Genomic DNA, 20,304 nt, shown 5'->3' on the forward strand with positions numbered 1-20,304 from the left:
TAACAAGCCCTACAGCTCTGCTATTTGCTCTTTTCTTACTTAGCTTTATAACAGTAATTCTTTTCGATTCTTAACGTTATTTTAGAAAGTAATTCATTAATAATTATGATAAAAAAATTATTTGTCATTTTGTTTGCGGTTACATTACTCGCTTGCCAGCCAGTTGAAACTCCACAATCAGAAGACGTTATTTCTCCGGTCACAAAACGTACCGAACTTCGAGTTGGTACACTTTATGGACCGCAAATTTATCTTAACTCTGAAGAGTTAGGAGAGTCTGGCTTTGACTTTGAAATGGCCAACAAATTTGCTGATTACCTTGGTTTACCATTACAGATGGTGCCTTTTACTAACCGTAAGCAGCTGTTTCAATCTCTTAAAGAAGGTAAAATTGATATTATTGCCGCTGGTATAGCCAAAACCCCCAGCCGTTCTCAACAATTTAAACTGGGTCCGACCATGTATAAGGTAAACCAGGTATTGGTTTACAAAGAAGGCACACCGGAGCCGAAAGATATCGCATCTTTACCGGGTGAAATTACTGTTGCTTCGCATTCATCATCGGTCCATACCTTAACCCAATTACAGAAAAACCATCCGGATCTCGCCTGGAATCAGGTTAACGAGCAAGATTATGACGATTTGTTTGCTCTAGTTGCCAATGGTGATATCAATTACACCATCTCGGACTCTAACAGCTTATTGATCAATCAGCGTTTTTTACCCGAATTGCGTGCGGGGATGATTTTAGAAGAGAAGCTAGAAGTCGTTTGGCTTTTGCCAGCCGATGAAAGCGATCGTTTAATGAGCAAACTGTTAGCATTTTGGCATAAAGAAAAACGCGCTGGAACCTTAGAACATTTAAATGAAAAGTATTTTGGCCATGTAAAGCGTTTTGATTATGTCGATACTCGTGCCTTTATTCGCGCAATTGATAACGTTTTACCTGAATATAGGTCGATGTTTGAGCAATACGCTGGTGATTTTGATTGGCGTAAACTTGCCGCCACCAGTTATCAGGAGTCACATTGGAATCCATCAGCTCGCTCGCCGACAGGTGTTCGAGGCATGATGATGCTAACACGTCCTACAGCTGAATATGTTGGCGTGAATGATCGACTTGATGCTGAACAAAGTATTCGTGGTGGTGCCATTTACCTTAAAGACATGATTGATCGCTTGCCTGAGTCAATTCCTGACAGCCAGCGTATTTGGTTTGCACTAGCTTCATACAATATTGGAATGGGTCACGTGGAAGATGCGCGAAAATTGACGCAATCTATGGGGATGGATCCCAGTTCATGGCGAGATGTTAAAAAGGTATTGCCTTTACTTCAGCAATCTAAATATTATAAACAAACACGTTATGGTTATGCCCGTGGCAGTGAAGCCGTGCATTATGTTGACAGTATCCGTCGTTACTATGACACGCTTGTTTGGGTTGATAATCAATCTAAACAAATGGAAACATTGACGCCAGAAAATGAGGCAGAAGCCGTAGCAGAAGTGAACAACAATCTAACAAAAAGCACGCTTCCCCCTAAAGGCTAACCCTTAGTTTTTAGCGTACAGTTAAGAATATGGAGTATTTATGAGAAGACGTTTAATGAGCAATATTAGCTCTCGCAGACGCGTGATGTTGAAGCTGCAAAAAAGACGTATTAAAAACAGGCAACACTCTTTCTTTTCTTTTCAAACTACGGATGCTTAGGCATCCGTTTTTTTATCAAATATTTCGAGAAAAACCCCGTGATCCGAGCGAAGCGAAAGTCGCGGGGTAGTTCACCTGTCATTTACCTTAGATAAACGTTACAACTAATGTATCGATATTGGGTTCCAGTATTGACCTGAACCGTGGTTAAGCGATTGATTCATTTAATATACTCTACCACTTCAACCAAAGATTTTGACTGATAACCGTGTCAATTTACCCGCCAAGAGTGAGATTATTGCAAGTCAATCCTACGCAGTTAACCTTGAAAATAGCCGCTGAAGATAGTTATTCATCAGTGTTCAGCTGATTAACTGCCCTTGCCTGTTTTAAGGCTTTTATTTCCTGTCTGCGTCGTTTAAAAAAAGCACTTAATTGCGCGCCGCATTCGTCTGCCAACACTCCAGAGGTTACTTGTAACTGATGGTTAAACTGGGCATGTTGTAATAAATTAATCACACTGCCTGCCGCCCCTGTTTTTAAATCATCAGCACCATACACCACTCGCTTAATACGGCCGTGTACTATGGCGCCGGCACACATGGCGCAAGGTTCTAAAGTGACATATAAGGTGGTATCGAGCATACGGTAATTTTCTAAAACCTGCCCCGCTTGGCGAATGCATTCCATTTCAGCATGGGCGGTGGGATCATGATTTAGGATACTTAAGTTAAAGCCACTTGCGATCATCACATCATCTTTAACCAGTACAGCTCCCACAGGCACCTCGCCTTTAAGTTCTGCTAGCTCTGCCAATTGCATAGCAACGGCCATCCACTTTTGGTCGATTGCTTGCTGTGCTATATCAAGGGGGTCTGTCGTATGTTCGCTTAAAGTCACTTGCCTAACCTAACAAAATCAATAATGATTTATTCTAACAAATAAAAAAGACGCCGAAGCGTCTTTTTTAACAAAGTGTCAGCCAACACTTAATAAGATTATTCCCATTCAATCGTTGCAGGTGGCTTACCCGATATATCGTAAACCACACGAGAAATGCCATCCACTTCATTGATAATACGATTAGACACACGACCTAAGAAATCATAAGGTAAGTGTGCCCAATGCGCGGTCATAAAGTCGATAGTTTCTACTGCGCGAAGTGAAACAACCCAATCATATTTACGACCATCACCCATTACGCCTACTGAGCGTACAGGTAAAAACACCGTAAATGCTTGGCTAACTTTGTTGTACAAATCGGCTTTGTGTAATTCTTCGATGAAGATAGCATCTGCACGGCGCAGTAAATCACAGTATTCTTTCTTCACTTCACCAAGAACACGTACTCCAAGACCTGGGCCTGGGAACGGGTGACGGTAAAGCATGTTGTATGGCAGACCTAATTCTAAACCAATTTTACGTACTTCATCTTTAAATAATTCACGTAAAGGTTCAACTAAACCGAGTTCCATATCATCAGGTAAACCGCCCACATTGTGGTGCGATTTAATTACATGTGCTTTGCCTGTTGCACTACCTGCTGATTCAATCACATCAGGGTAAATAGTGCCTTGTGCTAACCATTTTGCATTGGCACATTTTTTCGATTCTTCATCAAAAATTTCAACAAACACACGGCCAATGATTTTACGCTTAGCTTCAGGATCTGCAACGCCAGCCATCGCATCTAAGAAGCGGTTTTCAGCATCAACATGAATGATATTCAGTCCGAAGTGATCGCCAAACATTTCCATGACTTGCTCAGCTTCGTTTAAACGCAATAAACCGTTATCAACAAATACACAGGTCAACTTGCTGCCAATTGCGCGATGTAACAACATTGCCACGACGGATGAGTCAACACCACCAGATAAGCCAAGAATAACTTCGTCATCACCAATTTGCTTTTTCAAACGCTCAATCGCATCTTCAATAATTGAAGAGGGTTTCCAGTTTGCAGGGCAACCACATATTTCAAGGGCAAAATGCTCAAGCATACGCTTACCTTGACGGGTATGGGTTACTTCAGGGTGAAATTGCACGCCGTAAAATTGTTTGTCTTCATTCGCCATAGCCGCATAAGGACAAGTATCCGTTTTTGCAACTGTCACAAACCCTTCAGGGATAGCAGACACTTTATCACCGTGACTCATCCATACATCAAGTAAGGGTTTGCCATCAGCGCTAACGGCATCTTCAATGCTTTTGAATAAAGCAGAAGTGGTTTGTAATTCAATTTGGGCGTAACCAAATTCACCTTCACCTACACCTTGAATGACTTTACCGCCAAGTTGTTCTGACATGGTTTGCATGCCATAACAAATACCTAAAACAGGTACACCCGCGTTAAACACATATTCAGGAGCGCGTGGAGAATTTTCAGCAGTTACGCTTTCTGGGCCACCGGCTAAAATAATACCATTAGGGGCAAAACCGCGGATTTGTTCTTCGGTGACATCCCATGCCCAAAGTTCACAATAAACGCCAATTTCGCGAATACGGCGGGCAATAAGTTGGGTGTACTGAGAACCAAAATCAAGGATCAGTATCTTATGCTCATGGATATTACTCATGGAGTACCTTCAAATAATAATTAATGCACTAACTTAAACGGGGTGTTTAAGTCATTAAATAAATAAACAAGAGCGGCTTACGCCGCCCTGATTAACATTAAGAACCTGAACGGTAGTTCGGCGCTTCTTTGGTAATAGTCACATCGTGTACGTGTGACTCTCCCATACCTGCTGAGGTAACTTTTACAAATTGTGCTTTTTCATTAAGATCTTTAATGGTTGCACAACCCGTTAAGCCCATACATGAACGTAAGCCGCCCATGTGCTGATGGATAATTTCTTTTAGTTTACCTTTGTATGGCACGCGACCTTCAATACCTTCTGGTACTAATTTGTCAGCAGCATTGTCACTTTGGAAGTAACGATCTGATGAGCCTTGAGATTGGCCCATTGCGCCTAGTGAACCCATACCACGGTATGATTTATAAGCACGGCCTTTATACAGTTCTGTTTCACCAGGTGCTTCATCAGTACCTGCAAACATTGAACCCGCCATAATGCATGATGCACCTGCAGCTAATGCTTTGGCTAAGTCACCAGAAAAACGTACACCGCCATCGGCGATAACTGGAATACCCAAAGCTTTAACGGCTTCAGCGGCATCTGATACCGCAGTAATTTGCGGCACACCTACACCAGTAACAATACGTGTCGTACAAATTGAACCAGGACCGATACCGACTTTAACCGCATTAACACCAGCTTCAACTAACGCTAATGCGCCACTTGCGGTGGCAACGTTACCGCCAACAATTTGTAAATCTGGGTATTTTGCGCGGGTATCACGAATACGTTGTAATACGCCTTCAGAATGGCCATGGGATGAGTCAATCAACAGCACGTCCACACCAGCTTTGACTAACGCGTCAACACGTTCTTCATTACCGGGACCCGCACCAACAGCAGCACCAACACGTAAACGACCTAATTCATCTTTACAGGCATTCGGCTTACGCTCTGCTTTTTCGAAGTCTTTAACTGTGATTAAGCCTTTTAGCTTGAAGTTATCATCAACCACTAACACTTTTTCAATACGGTGTGAGTGCATCAATTTTTGCACTTCGTCTAGCTTAGTCCCTTCAGCAACTGTCACTAAACGATCTTTTGGCGTCATCATATCCGCAACGTTTTTACTCCAGTCAGTCACAAAACGCACATCACGACCTGTGATAATACCCACAAGTTCGTGTGCATCATTAACGACGGGATAACCAGCAAAACCGTTTTTCTCGGTCAACAGACGTAGATCTGTCAGGCTAGTCGATGGGGTAACAGTCACTGGGTCTTGAACAATACCGGCTTCATAGCTTTTAACTTTACGAACTTCTTCGGCTTGTTGCTCAATGCTCATGTTTTTATGAACAAAACCTAAACCACCTTCCTGAGCAATTGCGATGGCAAGACGTGACTCGGTCACAGTATCCATGGCAGCTGACACTAAAGGAATATTAAGTTCGATTTTATTGGTTAAACGCGTTTTGAGAACAGCGGTATTAGGGAGTACGGTCGAGTGGGCAGGAACCAACAACACATCATCAAAGGTTAGTGCATCTTTCAGTAAACGTAGCATGGCAACATCTCCCTATTTAAGTAGGATTTGAGGTGAAATATTGCGGCGGGATTATACCTTGCATATTGGGGTTGGTAAATGGAAAATAGGATTTTATTACCTTTAGATTAAGAAAAGACATGAGTGCCACAAAAGACAATGTTTATACCGTGTCCAAATTAAACGGTGAAGTAAGGCAAATTCTGGAAGGTCAATTGGGTAAAATTTGGCTTAATGCCGAGATATCCAATTTCTCTTCGCCTTCTTCTGGCCATTGGTATCTCACTCTTAAAGATAATTTTTCGCAAATTCGTTGTGCCATGTTTAAAGGCCGCAACCAATCTGTGCGCTTTCGCCCGATAAATGGCCAGCAAGTATTAGTAAAAGGTGCAATTAGCGTTTACGAGCCTCGCGGCGATTATCAATTATTAATTGAGTCTATGTTGCCAGCTGGTGACGGTTTATTAGCCCAAGAATACGAAGCCTTGAAAATGAAGTTAGCGGCGGAAGGATTATTTGCAGCAGAAACCAAACGCCCGTTACCTAATAATATCCAACGTATTGGCGTGATCACCTCCGCGACAGGTGCTGCTCTTCGTGATGTATTGCATGTATTAGCAAGGCGCGATCCATCAATTGAGGTCATCGTTTACCCCACTCAAGTGCAAGGTGGCGCGGCGAGTCAGTTAATTTGCAATGCAATTCAACAAGCTAATCGTCGCCTTGAAGTTGATGTATTACTATTAACCCGAGGTGGTGGCTCTTTAGAAGACCTATGGTGCTTTAATAATGAATTACTTGCCCATGCTATTTATAACAGTGCTATACCCATTGTCAGCGCGGTAGGACACGAAATTGACACCACTATTAGTGATTACGTTGCCGATGTGCGTGCGCCGACGCCCTCTGCTGGCGCTGAATTATTATCAAAAGATAAAGGTAATAAAACCGAAAAGTTAGCTTTGATGCTATCAAGGTTACAGCAAAGCATTCGTCACTATCAGTTACATCAAGCCAGCCAACTGGAAAATGTGCACCATAAATTACAACGCCATGATCCAGCAAGGCGATTACAGCAATTTGAGCAACGCTTTGATGAAATGCAGATGCGTTTAAACAACGCCCTACAACACCGCTTAAATCGATTAGCGATGCAGCAGCAGCAATTACATAGCCGATTACAACAATGCTCACCGGTCAACAGCTTAAAAGTAGAAAGTAATCGACTACAGTTTTTAGCATCACGCTTTGACGATGCCAGTAAAAATTACTTTCGCCAGGCTGATTTACGCTTACAACATGCAGTGCATCAACTGGAAACCGTCAGCCCATTATCAACGTTAACCCGAGGATATTCGATTACTAAGCATAATGACGGCGTATTGACGGATTCAGCACAAGTGAACAAAGGAGACGAGCTAACAACCCAATTAAAACAGGGTGAAGTTAAATCAACCGTGATTTAATACAGCAGTGGTTAAATAAATAGGGTAGTCTTAGAATTGTAAATAACTGTATATTTCTGAAAAAGAGTTATTAGAGAAGGATTTCTATCAATGAGTATCAATGCAACCTTGCTTGGCCAACTGTTTATTGTGTGGCTGGTTATCTCAACAATCATCATTGCCATACTGGCAAAACGTAAAACACAAACTCCGATAATGGTGACGGTTATTGGCTTTATCGCAAGTTTTATTCCCATTCTTAGTATCGGGATGATGATCTTCTTGGCAATTAAAAAAGATAATAAGTTCACCGATAACAACACAGCTACCAGTGCCTAAATTGATTTATTCACGTTGTTTTAGGATGTACTGATAAAACAACGAATTGATATACTAATGATTGTCGCTAGATGTGATTGACAGTTGAACAACAAAAAGCCACCTTGCGGTGGCTTGATTGTTTTTGACTAGCCTATTGGCGTCAACATAATTTCTACACGACGGTTTTGTGCTCTACCCGCAGCGTCGGCATTCGATGCTATCGGCTGGCTTTCGCCCATCCCCGTTGAAGACACACGCCCCCCACTAACCTTCTGGCTTGTGATGTACTGGGCCACTTCGCTGGCGCGTACCTGTGACAAACGTAGGTTATAAGAGTCTGAACCTGAGCTATCAGTATGGCCAATCACATTAAGACGGGTTTTATCATACTCTTTGGCCACCAGCACCACACTATTGAGCACTGATTTAGCCCGTTCACTTAGCACGGTTTGATCAACGTCGAAGGTGACATCATTAGGCATATTCAAAATAATATTGTCGCCATTACGGGTAACACTAACGCCCGTAGATTTTAATTGCTGACGCAGTTTAGACTCTTGCACATCCATGTAATATCCAATACCGCCACCCACTGCTGCGCCCGACGCTGCACCAATTAACGCGCCTTTACCACGATCTTTTTTACTTGATGAGGCTACGCCAATTGCTGCTCCACCAATGGCACCAATAATGGCACCATTTGTGGCTTTGCTGTTTTCCGCTTCGCCAGTATAGGGATTAGGTAACTGACAACCTGATAATAGTATCGCCCCAGAGACGAATAGCACTTTGTATTTATTTTGCATTATTTTAACACTCGCTTATACATTACTTTGCATTACACACTTGTTCGCACCGCCATAACGATGACACTCAAGTGACAACAATAATTGGGGGTGATTGTATCGATAACCCAACCTTTTGGGCTAATCTATTTTCTGCTTCATGCCCCGTCTGCTGAATAAGCCAGCAATCAGAAGGATTAATGCCCCCCATGACAAACTTCCTCCCCCGACGATGACCACTTCTTCTACAATTTCTTGCTCATACACCACATCACGATCATGACTTTCCAATGCTAAAGCATATAAACCATCGGCTTCATCGGCACTTAATGTCGCTACCACTTCAGGGTACCCATATTCATAAAGATCGATAAGCACATCGTAATAATCCGTTTGATAACCTTGGCTCAAAGTGGTTAACACCTCAAAGTCATCATCTTCTGATTGGCCATATATCGTAAATACATCTGTGGTGTAGTAATGTTCCCACGGGCCGCCGTTACGGCTTAGATACATTTCAGCATACACATTTGCAGGCTCATTAAGGGTGTAGCCATAAACATCGGCATCAAATGTCACACTGAAAGTTTGATAAAATCCATCCTCATCGAGATCATCAAACAAGCGACTATAGGCTTGAAAGATGGCAAAGTCACGGTAGCCAATCACACTTTGTTGTGCCTGTTGCACCTGCGTTCTGCCGATATTCCCCTTGGTATCCACGGCCGTTTGTTGCGGGCTAATTGAAGATAAAACGGGTTGGGTCAGCTGACCTTGTTGGTAAGCTGCGATACGGGCATCTCGCTCAAAAAATTGTTTTTTAACAGTAAGCTGCTGTTTAGCATTTGATTTAAGTATTTCTATTTGTTTGTGTTTATCTTCAATGCTAAAGCTGTCTAATTGCCCCTTAGTCATACGACCTTCACTCACGGCTCGCATTGTTTGCACAGGCTCATCGGCAGTGGCTAATGGGGACAGTGTTAATCCCGCAATAACCATGGTGGCTAAAGCCGCTTGCTTTGTTTGATCCAATAATAATTCATAATGCGATTTCATAATCATTCCTTAATGTCTTTACGCTTGAGGACATTAAAAACGATTCAAAATGAATCCAAGCTGAACGTGAATTATCCTGCGACTAAAGATCTCTGGGTTTTCTCGATACTGCATGATAAAAAATTTACATCATTCAGATTGTATTCATTTTAATTACGAGATAATTGGATCTGTTACTTGTTAAGTGTTTATAAAATGAGGTGGATCTTTTACACTGATGGCTGATTTTGCCTAATATTACTCACACAGTTTGTGATAACTACGCGCTGAACATTTGAGTGGAATGGAATAACACATGAATCTGGTTTCATTAAAAAGCGTCATAATATCGGCATCACTGATTTGCATCAGTTTGCCCAGCATGGCACAGATCTCACCTGTGGCGGCAAGCATTGCCGTATTGCATCTACCAGGCCCACAAAAAACGAAGCAGCAAAATCTGGTCATCAAAAGTGCTCAACAAGCCTCAAGCCGTGCCCAAAGCCAATACGGCGGTAAAGTGTTGCGGGTACAATCCAGCCAAGTAAATGGTAATCCTGGTTATCGGGTAAAATTATTAAGTAATGATGGTGTGGTTTTTTACGCCAGCGTCAATGCGGTAACCGGTGCAGTATCGAGGAACTAACCATGCGAATACTGATTGTTGAAGATGACTTAAGTTTACAAGCTAACCTTGCTCAACACTTACAGCAAGCCCACTACAGTGTTGATGTCGCATCCGATGGCGAGGACGGACTTTTTCAAGCGCAAGAAACCTTATTTGATGCCGCAATCATTGATGTTGGCTTACCTAAAATAGATGGCATTAGTTTAATTGAACAACTGCGCCAACAGGGCATCAGCTATCCGATTTTAATTTTAACCGCCCGTGATGGTTGGCAAGATAAAGTCAAAGGCTTAGATGCTGGCGCCGATGATTATTTAACTAAACCTTTTCAAGTTGAAGAGTTATCTGCTCGTTTAAATGCCTTGATACGCCGTTCAGCGGGTCAAGCTAGCCCAGTAATCAATAACGGACCTTTGCAGTTAAATACTCGCACCCTTGCGGTAAGTTTGCATCAGCAACCTATCACCTTGAGCAGCTCAGAATTTAAATTATTCGAATATTTGATGATGCACCAAAATGCGGTGATCTCTAAATCCACATTAATTGAGCACATTTACGATCAAGATTTTGACCTTGACTCAAATGTGATTGAAGTGTTTATTCGTCGATTACGTAAAAAACTCGACCCAGACAATCAATATCAATTAATTGAAACTTTGCGCGGTCAAGGTTATCGCCTCCGGTCTCTTGAAGACAACGCAGAATGACATCAAGCAAACAATGGCATCATTCATTAAAAACCCGATTTGTGGTCAGCGGCTTGTTACTGATTATGGTGCTATTGCCTGCAATTGGTTTTACGGTTAATAAAGCCTTTGAACGACAAATTGCCCTGTCGATAGAAAACCAACTTAACGCCTACATGTACAGTGTTTTGGCGGTGGCCGAAGTCGATAACGGTGATATCAACATGCCGCCACATCTGGTCGAAAATCAATTTAACGTAATCGGTTCTGGCTTATACGCTTTGATCAGTGATCAACACAATAAAACCGTATGGTCATCTGGCTCTTTTTTTGGCCTAAACACACCAACACTGCGCCAGCCTTTAGTGGGGCAAAGCCAATTTTATCGGGTTAAAATCGATAAGATTAAGCATGTAGTGTTTAGTTTTACTGTCAGTTTTTCCCATCAAAAACAACTTATTCCGTTGACGCTCCATATCATTAAAGATGAATCTGATTACCAAACGCAAGCCGATGAATTTAATCATACCCTGTGGGTGTGGATCGGCATTTTGATGTTGGTGTTAATTATTATTCAGGTAGTGTGGTTAGCCTGGACGTTAAAACCATTGCGCCAGTTTAGCCATGAAATAACCTTAGTGGAACAGGGAAAACTTGCCGAATTAAGCCAGTCATACCCCAATGAATTATCTATTTTAGCCAAACAGCTTAATACCTTATTGCATACAGAAAAACAGCAACGAAACCGATATCGTAATGCGCTTTCAGATTTAGCCCATAGCTTAAAAACCCCCTTGGCAGTGATCAAATCACAGCCACAATTAACCCAAGATAGCCATGAGCAACTGGATCATATTAATCACATCATTGGCTATCAACTGAAAAAAGCCCAAAGCGTCGCGGGTAATGCCTGGCATTTGGGTATCAATGTTGACGAGACCGCGGCTAAACTGATCCGCACCCTGACGAAAATTTATCATAGCAGCCATAAAGATATTGATTATCAGCAAACGCTTTATCAAGATCAGGCCGCAATATTTAAAGGTGACAGCGCTGACTTAAGTGAAATGATGGGTAATTTGCTTGATAACGCCTGTAAAGCCGCCAAACATCAGGTGTTGTTAACCTTAGAAACAACGGCAAGTGAATTAATAATTAGCGTAGAAGATGATGGTCCAGGCTTAACAGCCGCACAACAAGCCTTAATATTTGAACGCGGTGCAAGGGCTGATACCTACCAACAAGGCCATGGTATCGGCCTAGCGATTGTCAGTGATTTGGTCAACAGCTACCAAGGGAAGTTAATCGTAAGTGATTCTGCACAACTAAAAGGGGCAAAATTTAGCCTAATATTCGCAAGGTAACTTTTCACTTTCAGCTTATGTTCATTTTCAGTTTTGTATTATCAGCCTAACTTAGCAAAAGTGTTGGAGATGATATGAAACAAACTCACTTTTTACCGTCATTACGATTACGCACATGTGCTGTGATGTTTGTTGCTAGCATAGCGCTTTCACCATCCCATGTTTATGCGCAAACCACATCGGCACAACAGCAGATTACTCAATCCGTAGAACAACTATCAGAAGCTGAACTGGCACAAACGCTTGCGCCGATTGCTTTATACCCTGACAGTTTGTTAACTCATATTCTCATTGCATCAACCTACCCTTTAGAGCTTGTGCAAGCTAATCGTTGGGTAAAAAAGCAAGCCAATGTTGATGTTGAAACCAGAATGCAACTTGCAGAACAGCAATCATGGGATCCGAGTGTGATTGCCTTAACGGCTTTTCCCACAGTATTAGAAAAGCTCAATGATGATTTAGATTGGACTCAAAACCTAGGTGATGCCTTTTTGCAAGATGAGGAAAGTGTATTGGCGATGGTGCAAACTCTGCGTCGACAAGCAGATGAAGCCAACAGCTTTGATGACATGGATAATATGAAAGTCACTAAAGTTGAAAAGCAAATCATTATTGAACCCGCTAAACCTGAAGTCATTTATGTACCTTATTACGATACCCGCGTGGTTTATGGTAATTGGTATTGGCGCGCTTATCCGCCAGTGTATTGGTATACTCGTCCGGTTTACGCTTATCACCGCCCTATATACTGGGGACCAAGTGTTTATATTAACTTTAACTATTTCTTTGGTTCAGTGCATTGGTCACACCGCAGAGTAGTGGTGATAAATCATCACCATAGTCATTATTACAAACCTTCACGTAAGATTGCTTACAGCAGTGGTGCCAAGCGTTGGAAACATCAACCATCTCATCGCCATGGTGTTGCGTATCGAAGCAGCGCGGTCAGTAAACGTTATGATTCGCCGCCGCGTTATCAGCATCATCAACAGGCAAAAAATGTGCGCAGAGATCTGCATCAGCAGCCGCGCCTAAACAACAGTCAAGCTATCCATAAAATGGATAAGTCGGCACAACATCGAGTGAGCCAATCTTTACAAAATGGTGCTAAGCCACGCCAATATGATGGAAATAAATCGCTCAACAAAGACAATCGATTCAATCAGCCATCACGCGATAAAATGGCGAATAATGATCGCATCAAAGAGTTCAGCAGCCATAAACTGGATAGGCAAGACCGTGTTAAAGATCAATTAAAAGATCAATTAAAAGATCATAAATCGCCTGCACAAAATAAAAACTATGATCGGACAACACAAATTCAAAAAAACCAAGTAATGACTCCGCGCCAGCAGCCAAAGGGGGCCGTTGAAAGGTCGAGGCAAAGTACTAGCCATATTGCTAAAACGCAACCGAGTCTCAATAAACCCACTTATGCTCAGCCAAGTCATCAAGCTAAGGTATCACCAAGGCAAGATAGTTACAGGCAGGTAAATAATACGCGGCAATCAGCCGTTAGAACACCGCCAACTAGGTCATCTAACCACCAAAGCAATGTGACTAAATCAAGAGGGATTGAAAGATAATAGCTAACCATGGTTCTGGAAAAGTAAAACCATAAAAGATTAACGAGCTAGTGTAATAAATAGCTCGTTAACCGATAGCCATATCACAAACAGAATGACTGCAACCTCAAATCGGCTTAAGAGATAAATAAATGGAGTTTTAATAGCCAAAATTCAAGTATTTATCCTTAAACTTGAGCTTTGCGCTGGTAACTGGGCGAATTAATACGCCAATAGCTGGCCTCTTGTAAGTAACTTCAACGCAGTTAACGCAGCAAAGAACAGGTTGATATGCATTTATTATCCCGTTCTGAGGTTACTGTAACACTTCAGGCTCAACTAACACGCTCATATCGGCATTAGATAACCACACCTGGCCTTCATTAATATTGACCTGTATTGCCATATTACGTCCAACAAAACCAGCTAGCTGTTCAACGGCTTGTTCAGGAATATTGACCACTTTAAGGTTTTTAAAACGGCTTAATATAGACTGGTTTTGCTGCCACCAAATTGGCACACTGCGGCCACCATAGGTATATAAAACCACCTGTTTGGCTCTGCCACTGGCTTTACGAAGCCATTTTTCATCAGCTTGACCAAACTCGACCCATAAATCGACGACCCCAGACAAATCAACATCCCACAACTCTGCCTCATCATCAACACATAAGCCTTTGCTGAACTGCAATGTTTCACTGGCATTTAATGCAAATGCTAATAAGCGCACCATCATTCGGGTATCTGTTTCAGATGGGTGCTGCGCAATCGTTAGCGGATGCTCGGCATAATAGTGCCTATCCATGTCGGCAATCTGTAAGTTAACTTTATAAACAGTAGATTTAGGGGCCATATTGAGTCCACAAAAGAAAAAAACCGAGTAAACTCGGTTATTAAAGATAGCGGTATCATAAAGGAAACTAGCTTAAATTGCGCCAGGTCTTAAATGTTTTGCCATTGGAAAATGCGCTTTAAGCTGAGTTATTTTTTCAGCGGGTGCAACCAGTAGCATTCTATCGCCAAGTTCAAACTGCTTTGAAATGGCACTTAATGCCGGCAATGACTCACGCGAAGCATCACGCCTTAATAATTCATTCGTTTGCTCATCAAGTGCATTTTCACTGAACACCACATCCAATTTTTGCAATAAAGGCATCACGGCAATAGGTAATAAGCCTGCAGGGGTATTTTCATCGAGTAATAAAATTTCTCCCCGGCTGGCATAGCTATCAAAAGCTTGCTGGTAATGTGACTCAGTTGCAGCGTCAAATCGGTCTTGGTTTAAATTAAAAAACCGTTCCCAAAACAAACGCCTATCTTTGCCATTAGTCAGTTTTAACTGCACCTCTTCACGTTTAGTCGCCACGTAATCAAACAAGGGGGCTAACGAGTTCGGCAGCAAAGTCTCAAGGCGTGAGCGAATCGTGCGGGCAAATACAGGTGCTGCACCAGCAGTACTGATGGCCACCACTAAACGGCCTCTATCAACGATTGATGGTGTGATGAAACGACAAAATTTGGGGTTATCGACCACATTAACCCAAATACCATTTTGCGTCGCGATAACCGCTAAATCAGTGTTTAGCGTTTCATTAGCGGTTGCTAAATAAATCAGGTCATAACATGTCATATCTGTAACAGATACTTCTCGTCGTGAGAGCTTGATTCTGCCTTTTTTTGCATAAGCTTCAACATCTGCTGCCACTTGCGGCGCAATAACGTGAATATTGGCATCCGTGCGAGCTAACAAATCAAGTTTTCGACTTGCAACTTCACCCGCGCCAACGATGAGCACAAAAAGGTCTGTTGTATCTACAAATAACGGAAAATATTGCACTTAATCTTGCACCACTGGAAATTGATGTTGAACCCAGGCTTTAAAACCACCCACTAACGACCCGACATGGGTATATCCCATCAGCTGAATATTATGCGCTGCTAGCGATGAGCGATGACCGCCACCACAATAGAGTAATAAGGGTGTCGCCTTATCAGGAAAACGTGTTTCAATGTCACGTTCAATAATACCTTTACCTAAATGCTTTGCATTCGGTAGATGGCCTTGGAGCCATTCATGATCTTCACGGACGTCAATTAACACCCAGCTATCGTCGGCTTGAAATTGCTCAATACTGATATGGGTAACATTGTCTTTAATTGAATCAACTAGTTGCGAAAATGCGCAAGTTGGTTGCATAGCAACTCCTTAAGAATACGAATATATTTGGTATAACGATTACATTTTAATTGTGCGATTCGCTTCGTGGCGAACTGCATTGCCAGCATAATTCAAAACTACCTTCATTTTGTTCATGGCATTGAACACATTGCCATTGAGGTTGCTCGACATTTAAACTGGCCAAAAGTGTTTGTGCGGCGGTTAATTGTTCCGCTTCAATCCACAGTTCAACGGTCTGCATATCAACGGGTAACTCACCCACGCCACCCATTAACGCTTCACCTCTTAAATCAACACCAATTCCGCTGGTTTCTAACAGACCTTTCCAAGTGTGGGCTTGAAGTAAATTGCCACCTGTTAGCAAAACTTTGCGTTGTTCCATTATGATTATCCTAGCGTGTTATTTGGAGTAAAATACCGCTTAAGCCTGCAGCACTTTAGCAAAATTTTTATTCATCCTACTGCTAAAGTTATTTGCTGTCGAGTTGATAACTGTGCCATGGTTAACAAATAGACAACAACAGCAATTACCGTTAAAGATAATATCCATTACAGTAAATCTGCTTAAAACTTCGAGGCTAAACCATGAGTGACAATAACATTTACAAAGGCCGCTTTCAGATCACCTCTTGGGATGAAAACACTTACGCCACAATGCCTGGAGGTAGTAAGCAAACCCATGCCAAGATAACCCAGCAATATGATGGTGCGGTGACAGGCGATGCCAATGTAAATTACCTGATGACATACCTAAGTGATGATCACGCATTGTTTGTTGGCTTTGAAGTGATCAACATTACCATTGGGCAATTAAATGGCACACTTACCTTACAACACAATGGTGAATATCAAAACCATATTGCCTCAAGTAATTTTACTGTTGTAGTGGATTCTGGAACCGGTGATTTTAAGGGCTCGACAGGCCAAGGCTGCTTTAAAACGGCTGATAATGGTCAAGCTAATTACGCGCTATCATTGTCTATAGCTACAACCTAAAAATTCATCCGTTGCAGACCATTAAGTTGTGCTGTAAGCGTTTAATTATGTGAAATTATTAGCAGTTAACGCCCTACCCCAAAAGGTGTTAATTGACTATTGTTAAACAGTTACCCCTTACACTTCCGGACGACGAGGTTATTGAATGACGCAACCGCAAACCGATGAACAAAAGCACCCTCCATCATCGCCGGTTGTGGCCGATATTCGTCAAGATGACCTGATTGTAAAGTTACTCGGGCGACTCCCTTCATCATTAGCCCAAACATACACTGATGAGCAACTTCATGGCATTAAAAGTGCCCTAGGTCCTAACACATGGGGCGGCCATTTTATCGATAACAGAGGTACATTTAAGTTTCCCTTTATAAAATGGCGATTTTATTATGTGTTCCTGTTAGGTAAAAACAAACGTGCTTATACTCGCACAGAAAAGAAAATGTCAGTGGCCATGTTAATGCTCAGCATCACAGCGCTAATTTTGGCGGGGATGTTGTTCGGGTTGTTATCACTGTATATCTTAAAGTCAGCATTAGGTATCGACCTATTCCCAGACGCGTCATTAGGAATATGGGATCAAGTGAAAGACTGGTTTGGCTAAAACAAAGGTGTTTAACCTCTTCATCCAAGTTAGGTTATTTAACAAATAAAAACGCCACTTTAGCAGGCTAAAGTGGCGTTTTCTTCGAAAAAGATGACCAATTAAGGCATCATTGGTGGCTGATCTGCCCCTTCTTTTTCAATCTCAACCGGCAACATATGCTCGCGGTTAATGCCCAATTTAATGGCAAGATAACTTGCAACATAGATAGATGAGTAAGTACCCACAAAAATACCACACAGTAACGCGGTTGCGAAACCGTGGATCATTGTGCCACCTTTCAAGAATAACGCGATAACCACAATTAACGTGGTACCCGTAGTGATCACAGTACGGCTCATGGTTTGCGTAATCGACTGGTTAACGATTTCTTCAGGGGTGCCTTTACGCATCTTAAGGAAATTCTCACGAATACGGTCATATACCACAATAGTATCGTTAAGTGAGTAACCGACAACGGTCAACAAACCTGCAAGAACTGTAAGATCAAACTCAAGTTGCAGAATTGAAAACACCCCAAGCGTTACAATCACGTCATGGGCCAACGCCGCAACAGAGCCCGCTGCTAGACGCCATTCAAAACGGAAAGACACATAAATCAAAATACAGATTAATGCGACAATTACCGCTAAACCGCCTTGTTCTGCAAGCTGTTTACCCACTTGAGGGCCCACAAACTCGACACGCTTTTGGATGGCATTTTGATCCATTGAATTAACAACGTTCATAATACCCATCGCTTGCAGGTCACTTTTAATGTTTTCACGTACAGGCAAACGGAATAGCACGTCAGTACTTGAACCAAAGTTCTGCACTAACGCACCTTCTGTTTCAACTGAGGTTAACTTACCGCGTAACTCATTCAAGTCTACAGGGCTAGAAAACTCAACTTCAACAACCGTACCACCGGTAAAGTCTAGTCCCCAGTTAATGCCTTTAGTTCCTAAAGAAACAAACGAGGCAATAACCAAGATAACCGAAAGAATACTGATCGGTGCAGCATGACGCAGGAAGTTAACGGTGTTTTTTACTGAAAATAACTGAAACATGTTCAACCTCTTCCTTAAATAGACAACGTTTTAAGACGTTTACCGCCCCAAAGCGCATTCACGATTGAACGAGTACCCACAATAGCCGTAAACATCGATGTCGCAATACCAATCATTAAGGTCACTGCGAAACCTTTCACCGCCCCCGTACCCACAGCAAACAAGATTAATGCTGTCATAAAGGTGGTAATGTTAGCATCTGCAATGGTTGAAAACGCATTCGCATAGCCTTCATGAATCGCTTGTTGAACACTGCGTCCAGCCAGTAACTCTTCACGAATACGCTCATAAATAAGCACGTTACCGTCAACCGCCATACCGACAGTTAATACCATGCCCGCAATACCTGGCAGGGTTAATACTGCCCCTGGGATCATCGACATCACGCCCACAACCATCACTAGGTTTGCTAGCAATGCTAAGTTAGCAATAAAGCCAAATGCACGGTAATAAACAAGCATGAAGACTAAAACGATGGCTAAACCAAAGATCATAGCTTGCATACCGTTTTCGATGTTTTCTTTACCTAAGCTAGGACCAATAGTACGTTCTTCTACAATTGTTACGGGTGCAATCAAAGCACCCGCACGTAACAGTAAAGCTAAGCTTTGCGCTTCTTTATGCTCAAGACCTGTAATTACAAAGTTACGACCTAATCGTGCTTGAATCGTGGCAACTGAAATGACTTCTTCAATCTTAGTCATTTTTACTGTGCCATCAGGGTTACGTAAACCGCTATCTTTATATTCAATAAACAAAGTCGCCATTGGGTTACCAATGTTGTCTTTGGTGACATTAGAGAAAATTGAGCCACCTTTCGCATCGAGGTTAATGGCAACCTGTGGACGACTGTATTCGTCAAAAGTAGGCTGTGCGCCAGTAATATGATCACCGGTTAACATGACTTCTTTACGTAATACCGCGATACCGCCGCCGCGACGTTGATAGACTTCAGATGCAGCAGATACTCTGCCACTCGCAGCCGCTTCAGGATCAGCTTTATCATCCACCATACGGAATTCAATTGAAGCCGTTGCGCCTAAAATTTCTTTTGCACGAGCAGTATCTTGCACACCAGGAAGTTCAACAATAATGCGCTCAGCACCTTGACGTTGAACAACCGGTTCCGCCACACCTAACTCGTTTACACGGTTACGAATGGTGGTGATGTTTTGTTGTAATGCTTCTTCTTTTACTTGCTTAATATAAGCTTCGCTCATATCAGCTAATAACAGGAAGTTGCCATCACGACTGCCATCAGAAAAGACCATGTCATTACTTTTGGTTTTCAGGAACCGTTCCGCTACGCCAACCGTTTCAGCATCGCGAAATTTAATTTCGATGCCTTTAGCTGTTTTGCGAATACCTGCGTAACGAATTTTCTCGTCACGCAGTTGGCTACGAAAATCAGCAATTTTTGCTTCTTCCATTTTGCGTAGGGCTTCGCCCATATCCACTTCCATTAAGAAGTGAACACCACCACGTAAGTCAAGACCCAGTTTCATAGGTGAACCACCTAGAGACTCAAGCCACTCTGGTGTCGCTGGCGCTAAGTTCAACGCCACCGTGTAGTTATTACCTAGCACATCAGCAATGGCTTCTTTGGCCAATAACTGTTGGTCTGGGTTATTCACACGCACCAACAATTGACCATTTTCAAGCTCAGAGCGCTTTACCGCTATGCCTTTGCTTTCCAGTACGTCTGTTACTGTTGATTGTGTGGACACAGTGACTTCAGCACCGCGGGTTGCCACAACTTGAACGGCATGGTCTTCACCAAAAAGGTTCGGAGTAGCATAAAAAGCACCAATGGCGATAATAATTATCACCATCAGGTTTTTCCACATAGGGTATTTATTTAACACTCTGACGCC

General features: G+C 42.3%; 20 protein-coding genes. 9 read left to right on the forward strand and 11 right to left on the reverse strand.

Annotated features, from left to right (window positions below):
- Window positions 1-105 precede the first annotated feature (105 nt).
- A complete protein-coding gene (gene mltF / locus NE535_RS07720; RefSeq protein WP_261298070.1) occupies window positions 106-1,551 on the forward strand; it encodes a membrane-bound lytic murein transglycosylase MltF in 1,446 nt (481 codons plus the stop codon).
- Window positions 1,552-1,999: 448 nt separating this feature from the next.
- Here the strand turns inward: mltF and tadA are convergent, their stop codons facing one another.
- The 3 genes from tadA to guaB form a co-directional block, all read right to left on the reverse strand.
- On the reverse strand, window positions 2,000-2,551 hold the full coding sequence (tadA, locus tag NE535_RS07725; protein WP_261298071.1) for a tRNA adenosine(34) deaminase TadA: 552 nt from the start codon (window positions 2,549-2,551) through the stop codon (window positions 2,000-2,002).
- Window positions 2,552-2,649: 98 nt separating this feature from the next.
- Window positions 2,650-4,227, reverse strand: coding sequence for a glutamine-hydrolyzing GMP synthase (gene guaA / locus NE535_RS07730; protein ID WP_261298072.1), 1,578 nt, complete (start codon window positions 4,225-4,227; stop codon window positions 2,650-2,652).
- A 97-nt stretch (window positions 4,228-4,324) separates the two neighbouring features.
- Window positions 4,325-5,797 (reverse strand): IMP dehydrogenase, encoded by a 1,473-nt coding sequence (gene guaB / locus NE535_RS07735; protein ID WP_261298073.1) that lies wholly within the window; start codon window positions 5,795-5,797, stop codon window positions 4,325-4,327.
- A 119-nt stretch (window positions 5,798-5,916) separates the two neighbouring features.
- On the opposite strand from guaB, the gene xseA reads away from it, so the two are divergent.
- Complete coding sequence (gene xseA, locus NE535_RS07740; protein WP_261298074.1) at window positions 5,917-7,242, forward strand: exodeoxyribonuclease VII large subunit; 1,326 nt, start codon at window positions 5,917-5,919, stop codon at window positions 7,240-7,242.
- 90 nt (window positions 7,243-7,332) lie between these two features.
- Entirely contained in the window at window positions 7,333-7,560 is a 228-nt protein-coding gene (locus tag NE535_RS07745) for a hypothetical protein (protein ID WP_261298075.1), read from the forward strand.
- A gap of 128 nt (window positions 7,561-7,688) precedes the next feature.
- Here the strand turns inward: NE535_RS07745 and NE535_RS07750 are convergent, their stop codons facing one another.
- On the reverse strand, window positions 7,689-8,348 hold the full coding sequence (locus NE535_RS07750; protein WP_261298076.1) for a YiaD family glycine zipper/OmpA-like lipoprotein: 660 nt from the start codon (window positions 8,346-8,348) through the stop codon (window positions 7,689-7,691).
- A gap of 120 nt (window positions 8,349-8,468) precedes the next feature.
- Window positions 8,469-9,383 carry a choice-of-anchor H family protein gene (locus NE535_RS07755; RefSeq protein ID WP_261298077.1) on the reverse strand — a complete coding sequence of 305 codons (915 nt, stop codon included), beginning with the start codon at window positions 9,381-9,383 and terminating at the stop codon, window positions 8,469-8,471.
- 295 nt (window positions 9,384-9,678) lie between these two features.
- Here NE535_RS07755 and NE535_RS07760 point away from each other — a divergent pair, with 295 nt between their 5' ends.
- From NE535_RS07760 to NE535_RS07775, 4 genes are all read left to right on the forward strand, one after another.
- The gene (locus tag NE535_RS07760; protein WP_425347447.1) at window positions 9,679-10,008 is read left to right on the forward strand and encodes a PepSY domain-containing protein; all 330 of its coding nucleotides are present in this window, start codon (window positions 9,679-9,681) and stop codon (window positions 10,006-10,008) included.
- A gap of 2 nt (window positions 10,009-10,010) precedes the next feature.
- Window positions 10,011-10,697, forward strand: a complete 687-nt coding sequence (locus NE535_RS07765) for a response regulator transcription factor (RefSeq protein WP_261298078.1) — start codon at window positions 10,011-10,013, stop codon at window positions 10,695-10,697.
- Window positions 10,694-12,040, forward strand: a complete 1,347-nt coding sequence (locus NE535_RS07770) for an ATP-binding protein (RefSeq protein ID WP_261298079.1) — start codon at window positions 10,694-10,696, stop codon at window positions 12,038-12,040. Before NE535_RS07765 ends, NE535_RS07770 begins: the two co-directional genes overlap by 4 nt.
- Before the next feature lie 74 nt (window positions 12,041-12,114).
- Window positions 12,115-13,626 carry a DUF3300 domain-containing protein gene (locus NE535_RS07775; protein WP_261298080.1) on the forward strand — a complete coding sequence of 504 codons (1,512 nt, stop codon included), beginning with the start codon at window positions 12,115-12,117 and terminating at the stop codon, window positions 13,624-13,626.
- Between the two features lie 295 nt (window positions 13,627-13,921).
- Here the strand turns inward: NE535_RS07775 and NE535_RS07780 are convergent, their stop codons facing one another.
- The 4 genes from NE535_RS07780 to NE535_RS07795 form a co-directional block, all read right to left on the reverse strand.
- On the reverse strand, window positions 13,922-14,458 hold the full coding sequence (locus NE535_RS07780) for a YaeQ family protein (RefSeq protein ID WP_261298081.1): 537 nt from the start codon (window positions 14,456-14,458) through the stop codon (window positions 13,922-13,924).
- 72 nt (window positions 14,459-14,530) lie between these two features.
- Window positions 14,531-15,442 (reverse strand): precorrin-2 dehydrogenase/sirohydrochlorin ferrochelatase family protein, encoded by a 912-nt coding sequence (locus NE535_RS07785; RefSeq protein ID WP_261298082.1) that lies wholly within the window; start codon window positions 15,440-15,442, stop codon window positions 14,531-14,533.
- Window positions 15,443-15,802, reverse strand: a complete 360-nt coding sequence (locus tag NE535_RS07790) for a rhodanese-like domain-containing protein (RefSeq protein ID WP_261298083.1) — start codon at window positions 15,800-15,802, stop codon at window positions 15,443-15,445.
- A gap of 46 nt (window positions 15,803-15,848) precedes the next feature.
- Entirely contained in the window at window positions 15,849-16,166 is a 318-nt protein-coding gene (locus NE535_RS07795; RefSeq protein WP_261298084.1) for a putative signal transducing protein, read from the reverse strand.
- Between the two features lie 203 nt (window positions 16,167-16,369).
- Between NE535_RS07795 and NE535_RS07800 the strand changes: the two genes are divergently transcribed.
- Window positions 16,370-16,780, forward strand: a complete 411-nt coding sequence (locus tag NE535_RS07800; protein WP_261298085.1) for a DUF3224 domain-containing protein — start codon at window positions 16,370-16,372, stop codon at window positions 16,778-16,780.
- Between the two features lie 145 nt (window positions 16,781-16,925).
- A complete protein-coding gene (locus NE535_RS07805) occupies window positions 16,926-17,381 on the forward strand; it encodes a hypothetical protein (protein ID WP_261298086.1) in 456 nt (151 codons plus the stop codon).
- Between the two features lie 101 nt (window positions 17,382-17,482).
- Here NE535_RS07805 and secF read toward each other — a convergent pair whose 3' ends face one another.
- Both secF and secD read right to left on the reverse strand, forming a co-directional pair.
- The gene (gene secF / locus NE535_RS07810; protein ID WP_261298087.1) at window positions 17,483-18,430 is read right to left on the reverse strand and encodes a protein translocase subunit SecF; all 948 of its coding nucleotides are present in this window, start codon (window positions 18,428-18,430) and stop codon (window positions 17,483-17,485) included.
- 14 nt (window positions 18,431-18,444) lie between these two features.
- Window positions 18,445-20,295: a protein translocase subunit SecD gene (gene secD, locus NE535_RS07815; RefSeq protein ID WP_261298088.1), complete on the reverse strand. Its 1,851-nt coding sequence runs from the start codon at window positions 20,293-20,295 to the stop codon at window positions 18,445-18,447.
- Between the last annotated feature and the right edge of the window lie 9 nt (window positions 20,296-20,304).

The sequence above is a fragment of the Shewanella holmiensis genome (assembly GCF_025370255.1).
Taxonomy (GTDB): domain Bacteria; phylum Pseudomonadota; class Gammaproteobacteria; order Enterobacterales; family Shewanellaceae; genus Shewanella; species Shewanella holmiensis.

Excerpts from the sequence above, each read along its gene's own strand:
- NE535_RS07790 (WP_261298083.1), bottom strand. The coding sequence starts at position 15,802 with ATGCAACCAACTTGCGCATTTTCGCAACTAGTTGATTCAATTAAAGAC.
- NE535_RS07765 (WP_261298078.1), top strand. The coding sequence starts at position 10,011 with ATGCGAATACTGATTGTTGAAGATGACTTAAGTTTACAAGCTAACCTT.
- secF (WP_261298087.1), bottom strand. The coding sequence starts at position 18,430 with ATGTTTCAGTTATTTTCAGTAAAAAACACCGTTAACTTCCTGCGTCAT.
- mltF (WP_261298070.1), top strand. The coding sequence starts at position 106 with ATGATAAAAAAATTATTTGTCATTTTGTTTGCGGTTACATTACTCGCT.
- NE535_RS07755 (WP_261298077.1), bottom strand. The coding sequence starts at position 9,383 with ATGAAATCGCATTATGAATTATTATTGGATCAAACAAAGCAAGCGGCT.
- NE535_RS07775 (WP_261298080.1), top strand. The coding sequence starts at position 12,115 with ATGAAACAAACTCACTTTTTACCGTCATTACGATTACGCACATGTGCT.
- NE535_RS07795 (WP_261298084.1), bottom strand. The coding sequence starts at position 16,166 with ATGGAACAACGCAAAGTTTTGCTAACAGGTGGCAATTTACTTCAAGCC.
- NE535_RS07750 (WP_261298076.1), bottom strand. The coding sequence starts at position 8,348 with ATGCAAAATAAATACAAAGTGCTATTCGTCTCTGGGGCGATACTATTA.
- NE535_RS07780 (WP_261298081.1), bottom strand. The coding sequence starts at position 14,458 with ATGGCCCCTAAATCTACTGTTTATAAAGTTAACTTACAGATTGCCGAC.
- NE535_RS07770 (WP_261298079.1), top strand. The coding sequence starts at position 10,694 with ATGACATCAAGCAAACAATGGCATCATTCATTAAAAACCCGATTTGTG.
- xseA (WP_261298074.1), top strand. The coding sequence starts at position 5,917 with ATGAGTGCCACAAAAGACAATGTTTATACCGTGTCCAAATTAAACGGT.
- NE535_RS07745 (WP_261298075.1), top strand. The coding sequence starts at position 7,333 with ATGAGTATCAATGCAACCTTGCTTGGCCAACTGTTTATTGTGTGGCTG.
- NE535_RS07800 (WP_261298085.1), top strand. The coding sequence starts at position 16,370 with ATGAGTGACAATAACATTTACAAAGGCCGCTTTCAGATCACCTCTTGG.
- NE535_RS07805 (WP_261298086.1), top strand. The coding sequence starts at position 16,926 with ATGACGCAACCGCAAACCGATGAACAAAAGCACCCTCCATCATCGCCG.
- guaB (WP_261298073.1), bottom strand. The coding sequence starts at position 5,797 with ATGCTACGTTTACTGAAAGATGCACTAACCTTTGATGATGTGTTGTTG.
- guaA (WP_261298072.1), bottom strand. The coding sequence starts at position 4,227 with ATGAGTAATATCCATGAGCATAAGATACTGATCCTTGATTTTGGTTCT.
- NE535_RS07760 (WP_425347447.1), top strand. The coding sequence starts at position 9,679 with ATGAATCTGGTTTCATTAAAAAGCGTCATAATATCGGCATCACTGATT.